We start from the raw sequence: 13,205 nt of genomic DNA on the forward strand, positions 1-13,205 counted from the left end.
GCTATCTTATCTCAAGAGAAAGTTGAGGTACTATGGAATATAAATTATTTGATGAATACATCACACTGCAGGCACTTTTAAAAGAATTAAGTATCATTCATAGTGGCGGAGCTATAAAAGGTTTCTTGGCTAATAATACCGTTTTATTCAACGGTGAGGATGAAAAACGTCGTGGAAAAAAACTTCGTTATGGAGATGTTATTACCATTCCGTCTGAGGAACTTGAAATAACGATTGTAGCTCCAACGACAAATGAAATTGAAGAACATCAAAAAGAAGTCGCTGAAAAAGCACGTGTTGCTGCCATTGTTAAAAAAATGAATCAGGATAATAAAAAGAAACAAAAAGCACATCCGTCAAAAGAAAGCAATAAAACTAAACGACAACCCGTTCGTTTCCCAGGAACCTAACTATGTGGCTCGAAAAAATTGATATTCAACACTTTAGAAATTATACTGAAGCCTCTGTGAGCTTCTCACCTCATCTCAATATTTTTCTTGGTCGCAATGCCCAAGGAAAAACAAATATTCTTGAGGCCATCTATTTTCTAGCATTGACACGTAGTCATCGGACCCGTTCAGATAAAGAACTGATTCAATTTCAACAAAATACTCTCAAACTGAACGGCATCGTGTATCGTCATAGTGGGAAGCTACCTCTGGAAATCAGTTTATCTAATAAAGGACGCATAACAAAGGTTAACCACCTCAAACAAGCTAAATTATCCGATTATATCGGTCACATGACTGTGGTGCTATTTGCTCCTGAGGATTTACAACTTGTAAAAGGATCTCCAAGCCTGAGACGTAAATTTATAGATATTGATTTAGGACAGATTAAGCCTGTTTATCTCTCAGACTTATCAAGTTATAATCATGTACTCAAACAACGTAATGCCTATCTCAAATCTACAGACAATGTAGACATTAATTTCCTCTCAGTGTTAGATGAACAGCTTTCCGATTTTGGAGCACGAGTTATCGAACATAGACTAGAATTTATCAAGCAATTAGAGGAGGAGGCAGATAGACATCATAGTAACCTCTCAAATCAGATAGAGCGCCTTAAAATCTCCTACGAATCTAATATCCCACTGGAAAATAACAAAGTTATTCGCGAATCATTTTTAACCACGTTAAAGCAAAATCACAAAAGAGATATCTTCAAAAAGAACACTGGTGTTGGTCCACATAGGGATGATTTGACATTTTACATCAATGACATGAACGCATCTTTCGGTAGTCAGGGGCAGCAACGTAGCCTCATTCTTTCTTTAAAAATGGCTGAGATTGCTCTGATAAAAAAAGTAACAGGTGAATTTCCTATTCTTCTCCTCGATGATGTCATGAGTGAGCTTGACAACCACCGTCAACTTAAACTGTTAGAAAGTATTGACGAAGAGGTTCAAACCTTCATGACGACAACTTCACTTGATCATCTGAGTAACCTACCACCTGATTTAAAGACCTTCTTAGTTAAGAATGGTAATATTTATGAAAAACAAGTCGATTAAATGACTTGTTTTTCTATTTTTGGGTAATTGACAGATGTGACAAGTATCGCCTAACAAGTTGTAAATTCTTTCAACCTAAATCCTTTATTAACAACTATACTCACGTAAATACGTTGTAAACTTATTGTAAATATCTCTGTAAACAAAAAGTACTTATCTGAGATAAGTACTTTTATGTTTATTAATGAGCTGAGTAGTTAGGCGCCTCGTTGGTAATTTGAACATCATGAGGGTGACTTTCAATAAGTCCTGCACCTGACATTTCAACAAACTGAGCTTTATCATGTAAAGCCTGGATGTCTTCTGCACCTGTATAACCCATACCTGCACGGATACCGCCAATCAATTGGAATACAATATCAGCAGCAGAACCTTTATAAGCTACACGGCCTTCAATTCCTTCTGGAACAAGTTTATTCGCTTCATTAACTGCACCTTGGAAGTAACGATCGCTTGATCCCTTCTTCATCGCTGCAATTGATCCCATACCACGGTATGATTTATATTTACGACCTTGGAAAATCTCAGTTTCACCTGGTGCTTCATCAGTACCAGCAAACATAGAACCAAGCATTACAGCATTACCACCTGCTGCAAGAGCTTTTACAATATCACCTGAGTATTTGATACCACCATCAGCAATGATTGTTTTTCCGTATTCACGCGCAACACTTGCAGCATCGTAAATAGCAGTGACTTGAGGAACACCTACACCCGCAACCACACGTGTTGTACAAATAGAACCTGGTCCGATACCTACTTTAACGACATCGACACCTGCTTCATAAAGTGCACGCGCACCTTCAGCTGTTGCAATATTTCCTGCAATCAAAGTACGATCTGGGAAGTGGGCACGAATTTCAGCAATTTTACGAAGAACACCTGCTGAATGACCATGTGCAGTATCAATGACAATAGCATCTGCGCCTGCTTCAAAGAGAGCTTCTGCACGTTCAAAGGTATCAGAAGTAACCCCTACAGCACCTGCTACCAAAAGACGACCGAACTCATCCTTAGCTGCATTAGGAAACTCGATAACTTTTTCGATATCCTTAATAGTAATGAGTCCTGACAAACGACCTTCTTCATCAACTAGAGGTAGCTTTTCAATACGATGCTCATGGAGAATACTTTCAGCTGTTTCAAGATCTGTTCCAACTGGAGCAGTGACCAATTTTTCAGAAGTCATGTGTTCTGAAATTGGAGTATCGTAATTAGAGATAAAACGCATGTCACGGTTTGTGATAATACCAACCAATTTACGATTTTCAAGTGTCTCAACAATTGGAACCCCTGAAATACGGTAACGTTGCATCAACTCTTCAGCTTCAGCAACTTTATTTTCAGGCGTTAAGAAGAATGGATCAATAATGACACCATTTTCAGAGCGTTTTACTTTTCGAACTTCTTCAGCTTGTTCCGCAATAGACATATTTTTGTGAATGACACCCAAACCACCTGCACGAGCAATTGAGATAGCCATCTTACTATCTGTGACCGTATCCATGGCTGCAGTGATAATTGGGATATTTAATGTCAAATTTTTAGCCAATTTCGTCTTCAAGTTGACGTTGTTTGGTAGAACATGACTTTCCGCAGGAATAAGCAATACGTCATCAAAAGTGTAACCTTTTTTCAAGAATTTAGTGTCCCAATTTGACATTATAATCGTCCTCTTTTCTCAAAGTTTGGAGGTACAGAAACCCCAGTCTATTTTTTAATTGATAATATCATATCATGCTAAAATGATTTGTCAACAGATTTCGCATAAGATTCTAAGAAAACCTTTTTCCAAATAAAAATAGGGCTCCAGATTATCTTGAGTCCCTACTTTTTATTTCTTAGAAATAATTAATTCCCATTGCTTCTTTTACTTCTGCCAATGTTTGTCCAGCAACTTCACGCGCTGCTTGACTACCTTTTTCAAGCATACGGAAAACTTCTCCCATATCCTTGGCATATTCTAAACGGCGTTCACGAATTGGAGCTAACTCACGTTCTAAGATTTCTAGAAGATAACGTTTCGTCTTCACATCTCCTAAACCGCCTCGTTGATAATGTTCTTTCATTTCAGCAATTGTAGTAGCATCCTCTTCGCGACCAAAGATATCAAGATAATGGAAAACCATGTTACCTTCAATTTGGCCTGGATCTTCCACACGAATATGATTTGGATCCGTATACATGCTCATGACTTTTTTACGAACAGTGTCCTCATCATCTGAAAGGAAGATACCATTACCCAAGGATTTAGACATCTTAGCATTACCATCTAGACCTGGAAGGCGTCCTGCAGCTTCATTTTCAGGGTAGATTCCCTCTGGCTCAACCAAAATATCACAATTATAAGTATGATTGAAGCTACGTGCAATTTCACGTGTCTGCTCAATCATTGGCTTTTGGTCATTACCTACAGGAACATAATTTGCTTTAAAGGCCGTGATATCAGCTGCCTGAGAAATTGGATAAACTAGAAATCCTGTTGGAATCGATTCTCCGAAACCTTTTTGAGCAATTTCCGTCTTAACCGTTGGGTTACGCTCTAAACGTGCCAATGAAACTAGGTTCATGTAATACATAGTCAACTCAGCCAACTCAGGAATCTGACTTTGAATGAAAATAGTTGACTTCGCTGGATCCAAACCTACAGAGAGATAATCTAAAGCAACATTCCCAATTGATTCTTTGATGATCTCTGACTCTTTTGCGTGATCCGTAAGAGCTTGCTGATCAGCCAAGAAGACAAACATGTTATATTTATCTTCGTTTTGTAAAAGGACACGATTTTTTAAACTACCAACATAGTGTCCTAGATGAAGTTTCCCTGTTGGACGGTCTCCCGTCAAAATAATAGGTTTCGTCATATAATTACCTCTCTAATACAAAAAAATCCCCACGCAAAAACATGCGTGAGGGCGTTAATCACTTTTGATACGCGGTACCACCTCAGTTGATAACTCATTCTGCAGCTATCATCTCAAACCTTCTCAACAAAGAAGTTGCACGATAAGGGGTGCCAAACCTAACGTTTATGTGTTCACGTTAATTGTCAATTCTCTTCAGCCCATTCATTCCACCTTCATACTGGTTTTCAGCAACCACCAGCTCTCTATAAAAAAGGATAGAATTACTCTTCTGATGACTATTATTCTACATTGTTTTATCTATTTTTGTCAAGATTATGTTTCTAGTTTCACGTGAAACACAACCTCAGATACAACCAAAATAGTCATTACTTGACGGAAACTTAAAAAGACTTGATAATAAGAATATCATTTCTAGGAGATATTATATGAAACGTCGAATAATAGACATACTTTTAGTTACACTCGGTTCTTTTATTGCTGCGGTTGGCTATAACTCACTTTTAGTTAAGAATAATATTGCTTCAGGTGGTGTCGGAGGGCTAGCCATTAGTTTAAACGCCCTTTTTGGTTGGAATAATGCTAACTTCGTCTTAGCAACAACCATCCCTTTGTTAATTTTATGTTGGTTCTTTCTTGGCCGCGAAGTTCTCCTAAAAACCTTCTATGGGTCTCTTGTCTTCCCAACTTTTATTAAATTAACTGAGGGCTTGCCTACACTCACCAAACAACCTTTGTTGGCTGCTATTTTTGGTGGGATTGTATTAGGGCTAGGACTAGGAATAGTCTTCTATGGAAATTCCTCAACTGGAGGAACTGGAATTATCACACAAATTCTCAACAAATATACGCCACTCCCACTAGGAATGGTACTACTTATTGTCGATGGGATCATTGTCGCAATCAGTGCTATTGCCTTTCCTCCTGATACTGTTATGTATTCCATTCTCTCACTTGGAGTTGTTTCTCTTACAATTGATAAAATGATGGTCGGACTCAATTCATCACGAAATCTTCTAATCATTTCGCAAAATAGTGAACAAATCCTAAACTACATCACTAGAGTGGCTGATCGAGGAGCAACAAAAATCCCAGTTCTTGGTGGACATACCGGACATGCACAAAATATGATTATGACCACCTTGTCAACTCATGAGGTTCCAAAAGTCCAAGAAGAAATCCAAAAAATAGATGAAACTGCCTTTATCGTCATTGTTCCTGCTTCTACAGTTATGGGACGTGGATTTAGCCTCCAAAAAGATTACCAAAGAGTTCCAAATGACTTTATTAATCCCTTGTAAAATCAATTGAAATAAAGTCTAATTTCTCGTAAAATAGTAGTTAAGAATAAAAATAAAGGATATTATATGCTTACTGTATCAGATGTATCGCTTCGTTTTAGCGATCGTAAACTTTTTGATGATGTTAACATTGCCTTCACGCCAGGTAATACTTATGGTCTTATCGGTGCTAATGGTGCTGGTAAATCTACTTTTTTGAAAATTTTAGCTGGTGATATCGAACCAACAACAGGACACATCTCTCTTGGTCCTGATGAACGTCTTTCTGTCCTTCGTCAGAACCACTTTGACTATGAAGAAGAACGCGTTATCGATGTTGTTATCATGGGTAATGAGCGCCTCTACGATATCATGAAAGAAAAAGATGCCATCTACATGAAAGAAGATTTTTCAGATGAAGATGGTGTCCGTGCTGCTGAACTAGAAGGACTCTTTGCTGAATTAGGTGGTTGGGAAGCTGAAAGCGAAGCCTCACAATTGCTTCAGAATCTAAATATCCCAGAAGACCTTCACTATCAAAACATGAGTGAATTGGCTAATGGTGACAAGGTCAAGGTTCTCCTTGCAAAAGCACTCTTTGGTAAACCAGATGTACTTCTTCTTGACGAACCTACCAATGGTCTTGATATCCAGTCAATCTCTTGGCTTGAAGATTTCTTGATTGATTTTGAAAATACGGTCATTGTCGTATCCCATGACCGTCACTTCTTGAATAAGGTGTGTACGCATATGGCCGACCTTGACTTTGGTAAAATCAAACTCTATGTCGGTAACTATGACTTCTGGAAACAATCTTCAGAATTGGCTGCACGCTTGCAGGCTGACCGTAATGCAAAAGCAGAAGAAAAAATCAAAGAACTTCAAGAATTCGTTGCACGTTTCTCTGCCAACGCTTCAAAATCTAAACAAGCGACTTCTCGTAAGAAAATGCTTGATAAAATTGAACTAGAAGAAATCGTCCCATCAAGTCGTAAATACCCATTCATCAATTTTAAAGCAGAGCGTGAAATCGGCAATGACCTTCTAACAGTTGAAAATCTCACTGTTAAGATGGATGGTGAGACTATTCTTGATAACATTAGTTTCATCTTGCGACCAGGAGATAAGACTGCCATCATCGGTCAAAACGATATTCAAACAACTGCATTAATTCGTGCTCTTGCCGATGATATTGACTACGAAGGTACAATCAAATGGGGTGTTACTACTAGCCGCTCTTACCTTCCAAAAGATAATTCTAAAGACTTTGCATCCGGTGAATCAATTCTCGAATGGCTCCGTCAATTTGCCGAAAAAGGGGAAGATGATGATACCTTCTTGCGTGGATTCCTTGGACGTATGCTCTTCTCAGGAGATGAGGTTAATAAATCTGTTAGTGTTCTCTCAGGGGGAGAAAAGGTACGTGTCATGCTTTCTAAGCTCATGCTTTTGAAATCTAACGTCCTTCTTCTAGATGATCCTACTAATCACTTGGATTTGGAATCAATCTCAAGTCTGAATGATGGCGTCCGTGACTTCAAAGAGTCTGTTATCTTTGCCAGTCATGACCATGAATTTATCCAAACAATAGCGAACCACATCGTAGTCGTTTCTAAAAATGGGGTTATTGACCGTATTGATGAAACTTATGATGAATTCCTTGAAAATGAAGAAGTGCAAGCTAAAGTCAAAGCACTATGGGCTGATTAAACTATAAAAAGATGCAGGTTGGGATATCCCAACCTGTCTTAGTATCATTATGACAAATAAAAAATACCATACGACTTTATTATTTTATCTGGCTGCCTTTTTCTTGCCAGTACTAATCATGATAGGTGTTCTGTATAGCCAAAAAATCTATCCTGGTAGTGAGCGGACTATTTTAACAAGTGATGGTTTTCATCAGTATGTGATTTTTGCAACTGGACTTAGGAATATACTTCATGGAGATGGAAGCCTCTTTTACACCTTTACAAGTGGGCTAGGTCTTAATTTCTATGCTCTAACAAGCTATTACTTAGGTTCCTTCTTGTCTCCACTTTACTATTTCTTTACTGTCAACCAAATGGCCGATGCTTTTTATTATATAACACTGCTTAAGTTTGGTCTTATTGGGCTCTCAGGAGCTTTTAGCTTTAAGCGTCTCTTTACAAAAGTGTCAAGAAGTTTCATCCTATGTCTTTCTACAGGATTTGCTTTGATGAGCTTTGCTACCAGTCAGTTAGAAATTAACACCTGGCTAGATGCCTTTATTCTAGCACCTCTAATCATATTAGGTTTACACCTCTTACTAAGATTCAATAGACGGGGCTTATACTTTTTTAGTCTAACCTGCCTTTTTATCCAAAACTACTATTTTGGATATATGATGGCTATTTTCCTAACCCTTTACACCATAGTACAATTGATAACTATCAAGGGGTGGAAGAGTAAGATTCTTCATTTCATAGACTTTGGAATTGTCTCTATACTAGCTGGTTTAAGTAGTGCTGTCATGCTGCTGCCAACGCTACTTGACTTGACAACACATGGTGAAAAATTTACAGGTGCGTCAAGTTTGTTGACAGAGTCTACCTATTATTTTGACTTCTTTGCGAAAAATCTCGTTGGAGTTTATGATACTACTAAATTCGGATCAATCCCTATGATTTATGTGGGAATCTTACCTTTGATTCTTTTTCTACTTTTCTTTATTAGTAGGGAAATCAAGCTATCATTACGTCTAGGTTACCTCTTATTAGTAGCTTTCTTTATCGCTAGCTTCTACTTACAACCTCTTGATTTGTTTTGGCAAGGTATGCACACGCCTAACATGTTTCTCCATCGCTATTCTTGGCTCCTATCTCTCCTAACTGTTCTTTTAGCAGGAGAAACACTCAACCGAATTAGAAAGTTTTCTTTTAAAAGGCTCCTCCTATCTTTCTTAGGATTGAGTACCGCTTACTTACTAACTTGGATTTTCCAATCTCACTATAGCTTCATTGAATCAGTCTCCTGGCTATTAAGCCTAGCATTTCTTCTAGCCTATGCCATTCTATTTATTAGCTATTTTAGACAGCAAATTCCTGGGAGTGTTTTTCGCTGTTTCACCTTCTTATTCTGCATTTTTGAGCTTGCATTAAGTACTTACTATGTTGTTGGAGCTCTGGGAAATGAGTGGGTATTCCCAACTCGTGAAGGCTACCTACGAAATATGTCTGCCATTACAAAACTAGTTTCAGATACTAAGCAAGCGAATAAGACTTTTTACCGTACTGAAAGGTTAGAGGCTCAAACTGGTAACGACAGTATGAAATTTAACTATAATGGTATTTCTCAGTTTTCATCCATTCGAAATACTGCTTCAAGCTCAACACTCGATAGGTTAGGCTTCAAATCTGAAGGGACTAATTTAAACCTACGTTACCAAAATAACACCATTATCGCTGATAGTCTCTTCGGAATAAAATATAATTTATCCAACTTTGACCTTAATAAGTATGGTTTTAATCACGTAACTTCTGAAAAAACAATGGGGCTTTATCAAAATAATAATGCAAGCCAGCTTGCTATCTTAACTGATGGCATTTACAAGAATATTGACTTCACTGTCAATACGCTTGACAATCAAACTAACTTGCTAAACGCTCTATCTGGACTTAACTTAACCTATTTTAAACGAGCTCCATCTCAACTTTTTGATCAAGATGCTAAGTCTTTGAATCAGCGCGTTGCTAAAAACGTTAGTAACTCGAATAAAGATTTTGTAACAATCACCTATCGAGTCATCGCTCCACCACATAGTCAACTCTATGTTAGTGTTCCTAATATTTCTTGGTCCGATGACAATAACCACTCTCTGTCAATTACTGTAAATGGTGTGACAAGGAATCAAGTTACTGACAATACCTTCGATTTCTTCGATCTTGGCTACTTTGAAACAGAATCAATGGTTACCATCAAACTTAGTTTTCCTGGCAATAAAGCAATATCCTTTGATAATCCTAGTTTTTATGCCCTTGATACTCAAAACTATCAGATAGCTATGGATACTATTAATGAACGTGATAGTAAGGTTACGACGTCAAATAATAAAGTGTTCGTTGATTATAGTAGTAAAACGAATGCCTCACTATTCTTCACCATTCCATACGATAAGGGGTGGACAGCGACCATAAACCATAAAAAAGTTAAGATTCAACGAGCCCAAAAGGGGTTCATGAAAGTTGATGTCCCTAGTGGGAAAGGTGAAGTTGTTCTAACCTTCATTCCCTATGGTCTTAAGACAGGTTTAGTGATTAGTCTATTGGCAAGTATCATATTTGGTTGCTACGCTTATTTCATCAGAAAAATAACAGTTATTCAAAAACGCTAATCATCTTAAATTAAATAGGTCTGGAACAATTGTTCCAGACCTTATTTATCTTTGGGTACAAAAAAACTCAAGCTATACAACTTGAGGTGTCTTATCACTCCGCCAGTAGGACTCGAACCTACGACATCATGATTAACAGTCATGCGCTACTACCAACTGAGCTATGGCGGATAAAACTGCTAAGTAGCAAAAATAGTCCGTACGGGATTCGAACCCGTGTTACCGCCGTGAAAAGGCGGTGTCTTAACCCCTTGACCAACGGACCAAGTTCTGAGATTTTTATCTCGTTAACACTCTTATTATTATATCAGAGTATTCGATTTTGTCTATACTTTTTTTCAAAAAAAATATTAAATTTTGCTAAATTTATTCGAATTTTACGTTAGTTTTTATCTTGCTTTTACAAAGTATTGACATGTTGCTATATATTTTGTAAACTAATAGAGTTATTGGTCCCATAGCTCAGCTGGATAGAGCATTCGCCTTCTAAGCGAACGGTCGCAGGTTCGAATCCTGCTGGGATCAGATAAAAAACGCAATCTAGAATCTCTAGTTGCGTTTTTCTTTTGCCTCGATAAATAGGAAATAATTTAAAACAAGCAAGGGAAGCAAAATCGTATATAGGCTGTATTCATGTAAATATTGAGCAAACCAAGTTGAGGCTGCAACTCCTACCATAAATGTAAAGATGATAATAGTAGTGTAAGAAGCTTGTTTAAGGACTTTGGGATCCCCCTCGTCAATAGCCCTGGCAACGGTTAAAGAGGTATTCGTAATATTACCAGTCATCATGAAGGAAGCATAATTTACCCCTCTGACGCGTTTAAAAATCCCTACCTGAAGAGAGGCAAAAAATGCCAAGCCCGCAATCGTAATAGTAGAATCAACGTAAGGTGTAATGATGGCGAGAATAGTCATCAAGAGAAAGGCAAGTCTAATCGCTTGCAAATGCCATCCCCATTTATGGTTAATGAGCCACTTCTTAACAAAAAAAACAAAAAACTGACCTAAAACAAAGAAAAAAATAGGTATCACATAGCTGAAAGCTCTTGCAATATGCCCCTCAACAAGGTGAATAACCAAATAAAGGAGATTACCTGTCTGGATACTTGCAAATCTTCCGTCTTGAGTATTGTAAGTATAGGCATCAATGAAGCCCCCTATATAACTCACTAGAGTTGCTACCCGTAATCCTTCAAAAACACGATAGGAGCGTTTTTTCATTCTGAACATGTCTGTTTCCTTCTTCTACTTATGGTAAGGACTTCCCTGCTGAATCATGAATGCGCGATAAATTTGTTCTACTAATACAAGGCGCATAAGCTGATGAGGGAACGTTAAGAGACCAAAACTCATCAATTGATTAGCCCTCTTTTTCACTGTAGGAGAAAGTCCTAAACTTCCCCCTATAATAAAGGTAATATCTGAATAGCCTCTAAGGGTCGCCTGCTCTAACTCTTTAGCAAATTGTTCTGAGGGAAATTGTTTTCCTTCAATAGCTAAGGCAATGACATAATCACGATCACCTACTTTAGCCAAGATACGCTGTCCCTCTTTGTCTAGGATAGCTTTATTTTCAGCTTCGCTTGCATTATCTGGCGTCTTTTCATCCGTTAATTCTATAGACTCAAATTTTGTAAAGCGTCCTAGTCGTTTGACATACTCCGCAATGCCATCTTTCAAATATTTTTCTTTCAATTTTCCAACGGTAATCAATTTAACTTTCATAGGCTTATTATAGCACATATCCACAATCTTTTAACACTTTATCCACACCTCTTTCCTGTTAAGAATCTTTAGTTATCCCTATAAAATAGCTTCTTATCTACACTTTTTGAAACTTATCCACAGACTGTTGATAACTGTTTTTTAAAATCACTTTATGATATAATTAAGCTTACTTTGATATGTTTATCAAAAAGGAGGACTAAACGTGAAAAAATTTAACTGGAAAAAAATAGTAGCGCCAATTGCAATGCTTGTTATTGGCTTACTAGGTGGTTTACTAGGTGCCTTTATCCTACTAACAGCAGCAGGGGTATCTTTTACCAATTCAACAGATACAGGTGTTAAAACAGCTAAGACCGTATACAATAATACAACAGATACAACTAAAGCTGTTAAGAAAGTACAAAATGCCGTTGTTTCTGTCATCAATTACCAAGAAGGGTCATCTTCAGATTCTCTAAATGAACTTTATGGCCGTATCTTTGGTGGAGATGATAGTTCTGATTCTAGCCAAGACAAATCAAAAGATTCTGATGGGTTGCAAGTCGCTGGTGAAGGTTCCGGTGTTATCTATAAAAAGGATGGTAAAGAGGCTTATATCGTAACCAACAACCACGTTGTCGATGGCGCTAAAAAACTTGAAATCATGCTTTCAGATGGATCAAAAATTACTGGTGAACTCGTTGGTAAAGATACTTACTCTGACCTAGCAGTTGTCAAAGTTTCTTCAGATAAAATTAAAACCGTAGCAGAATTTGCAGACTCAAACTCTCTCACAGTCGGCGAGAAGGCAATTGCTATCGGTAGCCCACTTGGTACCGAATATGCCAACTCAGTAACAGAGGGTATCGTTTCTAGCCTTAGCCGTACTGTAACTATGCAAAACGACAATGGTGAAACTGTTTCAACAAATGCTATCCAAACAGATGCTGCCATTAACCCTGGTAACTCAGGTGGTGCCTTAGTCAATATCGAAGGACAAGTTATCGGTATTAACTCAAGTAAAATTTCATCAACGTCAGCAGTCGCTGGTAGCGCCGTTGAAGGTATGGGATTTGCCATTCCATCAAACGATGTTGTCGAGATTATCAATCAATTGGAAAAAGACGGTAAAGTTACACGACCAGCCCTAGGAATCTCAATGGCCGATCTTAATAGCCTTTCTAGCAGTGCAACTTCTAAATTAGATTTACCAGATGATGTGAAATCTGGAGTGGTAGTCGGCAGCGTTCAAAAAGGTATGCCAGCTGACGGTAAACTTCAAGAAAATGATGTTATTACTGAAATTGACGGTAAGGAAATCAGCTCAAAAACTGATATTCAAACCAATCTTTACAGCCATAGTATCGGAGATACAATCAAGGTAACCTTCTATCGTGGTAAAGAGAAGAAAACTGAAGAACTTAAATTAACAAAATCTACAGAAGACTTGTCTGACTAATTCATTGACAAATCTGTCAAAAGAC

The 13,205-nt window shown here is 37.8% G+C and carries 10 protein-coding genes, 3 tRNA genes and 1 other annotated feature; of the genes, 7 read left to right on the forward strand and 6 right to left on the reverse strand.

Going from position 1 to position 13,205, the window contains the following annotated elements; all coding sequences use genetic code 11:
* Positions 1-32 precede the first annotated feature (32 nt).
* Positions 33-410, forward strand: coding sequence for a S4 domain-containing protein YaaA (yaaA, locus tag O3670_RS06935; protein ID WP_038676929.1), 378 nt, complete (start codon positions 33-35; stop codon positions 408-410).
* Positions 411-412: 2 nt separating this feature from the next.
* Complete coding sequence (gene recF, locus O3670_RS06940; RefSeq protein WP_270282341.1) at positions 413-1,513, forward strand: DNA replication/repair protein RecF; 1,101 nt, start codon at positions 413-415, stop codon at positions 1,511-1,513.
* A gap of 181 nt (positions 1,514-1,694) precedes the next feature.
* Here recF and guaB read toward each other — a convergent pair whose 3' ends face one another.
* Together guaB and trpS are read right to left on the reverse strand one after the other, a co-directional pair.
* The gene (gene guaB, locus O3670_RS06945) at positions 1,695-3,176 is read right to left on the reverse strand and encodes an IMP dehydrogenase (protein ID WP_013991341.1); all 1,482 of its coding nucleotides are present in this window, start codon (positions 3,174-3,176) and stop codon (positions 1,695-1,697) included.
* A gap of 178 nt (positions 3,177-3,354) precedes the next feature.
* Positions 3,355-4,377 carry a tryptophan--tRNA ligase gene (gene trpS, locus O3670_RS06950; protein ID WP_002883969.1) on the reverse strand — a complete coding sequence of 341 codons (1,023 nt, stop codon included), beginning with the start codon at positions 4,375-4,377 and terminating at the stop codon, positions 3,355-3,357.
* A 44-nt stretch (positions 4,378-4,421) separates the two neighbouring features.
* Positions 4,422-4,661, reverse strand: a binding site (T-box leader).
* A gap of 144 nt (positions 4,662-4,805) precedes the next feature.
* Here trpS and O3670_RS06955 point away from each other — a divergent pair.
* The 3 genes from O3670_RS06955 (at position 4,806) to O3670_RS06965 (ending at position 10,011) form a co-directional block, all read left to right on the forward strand.
* Positions 4,806-5,678 (forward strand): YitT family protein, encoded by an 873-nt coding sequence (locus tag O3670_RS06955; RefSeq protein WP_002883963.1) that lies wholly within the window; start codon positions 4,806-4,808, stop codon positions 5,676-5,678.
* Positions 5,679-5,744: 66 nt separating this feature from the next.
* Entirely contained in the window at positions 5,745-7,367 is a 1,623-nt protein-coding gene (locus O3670_RS06960; RefSeq protein ID WP_371595928.1) for an ABC-F family ATP-binding cassette domain-containing protein, read from the forward strand.
* 49 nt (positions 7,368-7,416) lie between these two features.
* The gene (locus tag O3670_RS06965) at positions 7,417-10,011 is read left to right on the forward strand and encodes a YfhO family protein (protein ID WP_371595929.1); all 2,595 of its coding nucleotides are present in this window, start codon (positions 7,417-7,419) and stop codon (positions 10,009-10,011) included.
* A 97-nt stretch (positions 10,012-10,108) separates the two neighbouring features.
* Here O3670_RS06965 and O3670_RS06970 read toward each other — a convergent pair.
* Both O3670_RS06970 and O3670_RS06975 read right to left on the reverse strand, forming a co-directional pair.
* A tRNA-Asn gene (locus tag O3670_RS06970) sits at positions 10,109-10,182 on the reverse strand.
* 22 nt (positions 10,183-10,204) lie between these two features.
* A tRNA-Glu gene (locus O3670_RS06975) sits at positions 10,205-10,276 on the reverse strand.
* Between the two features lie 186 nt (positions 10,277-10,462).
* Between O3670_RS06975 and O3670_RS06980 the strand changes: the two genes are divergently transcribed.
* Positions 10,463-10,536: transfer RNA gene (locus O3670_RS06980), tRNA-Arg, on the forward strand.
* A 24-nt stretch (positions 10,537-10,560) separates the two neighbouring features.
* On the opposite strand, the gene O3670_RS06985 is transcribed toward O3670_RS06980, so the two are convergent.
* Both O3670_RS06985 and rlmH read right to left on the reverse strand, forming a co-directional pair.
* The gene (locus O3670_RS06985; RefSeq protein WP_270334866.1) at positions 10,561-11,244 is read right to left on the reverse strand and encodes a YoaK family protein; all 684 of its coding nucleotides are present in this window, start codon (positions 11,242-11,244) and stop codon (positions 10,561-10,563) included.
* A 15-nt stretch (positions 11,245-11,259) separates the two neighbouring features.
* Positions 11,260-11,739, reverse strand: coding sequence for a 23S rRNA (pseudouridine(1915)-N(3))-methyltransferase RlmH (gene rlmH, locus O3670_RS06990; RefSeq protein WP_014632473.1), 480 nt, complete (start codon positions 11,737-11,739; stop codon positions 11,260-11,262).
* A gap of 205 nt (positions 11,740-11,944) precedes the next feature.
* Here rlmH and O3670_RS06995 point away from each other — a divergent pair, with 205 nt between their 5' ends.
* Complete coding sequence (locus O3670_RS06995) at positions 11,945-13,180, forward strand: S1C family serine protease (RefSeq protein WP_002883958.1); 1,236 nt, start codon at positions 11,945-11,947, stop codon at positions 13,178-13,180.
* Positions 13,181-13,205 lie beyond the last annotated feature (25 nt).

The sequence above is a fragment of the Streptococcus sp. 27098_8_74 genome (genome assembly GCF_041431705.1).
Lineage (GTDB): Bacteria > Bacillota > Bacilli > Lactobacillales > Streptococcaceae > Streptococcus > Streptococcus salivarius_E.

Coding starts and splice junctions, on each gene's coding strand:
- yaaA (WP_038676929.1), top strand. CDS start 33: ATGGAATATAAATTATTTGATGAATACATCACACTGCAGGCACTTTTA.
- recF (WP_270282341.1), top strand. CDS start 413: ATGTGGCTCGAAAAAATTGATATTCAACACTTTAGAAATTATACTGAA.
- guaB (WP_013991341.1), bottom strand. CDS start 3,176: ATGTCAAATTGGGACACTAAATTCTTGAAAAAAGGTTACACTTTTGAT.
- trpS (WP_002883969.1), bottom strand. CDS start 4,377: ATGACGAAACCTATTATTTTGACGGGAGACCGTCCAACAGGGAAACTT.
- O3670_RS06955 (WP_002883963.1), top strand. CDS start 4,806: ATGAAACGTCGAATAATAGACATACTTTTAGTTACACTCGGTTCTTTT.
- O3670_RS06960 (WP_371595928.1), top strand. CDS start 5,745: ATGCTTACTGTATCAGATGTATCGCTTCGTTTTAGCGATCGTAAACTT.
- O3670_RS06965 (WP_371595929.1), top strand. CDS start 7,417: ATGACAAATAAAAAATACCATACGACTTTATTATTTTATCTGGCTGCC.
- O3670_RS06985 (WP_270334866.1), bottom strand. CDS start 11,244: ATGTTCAGAATGAAAAAACGCTCCTATCGTGTTTTTGAAGGATTACGG.
- rlmH (WP_014632473.1), bottom strand. CDS start 11,739: ATGAAAGTTAAATTGATTACCGTTGGAAAATTGAAAGAAAAATATTTG.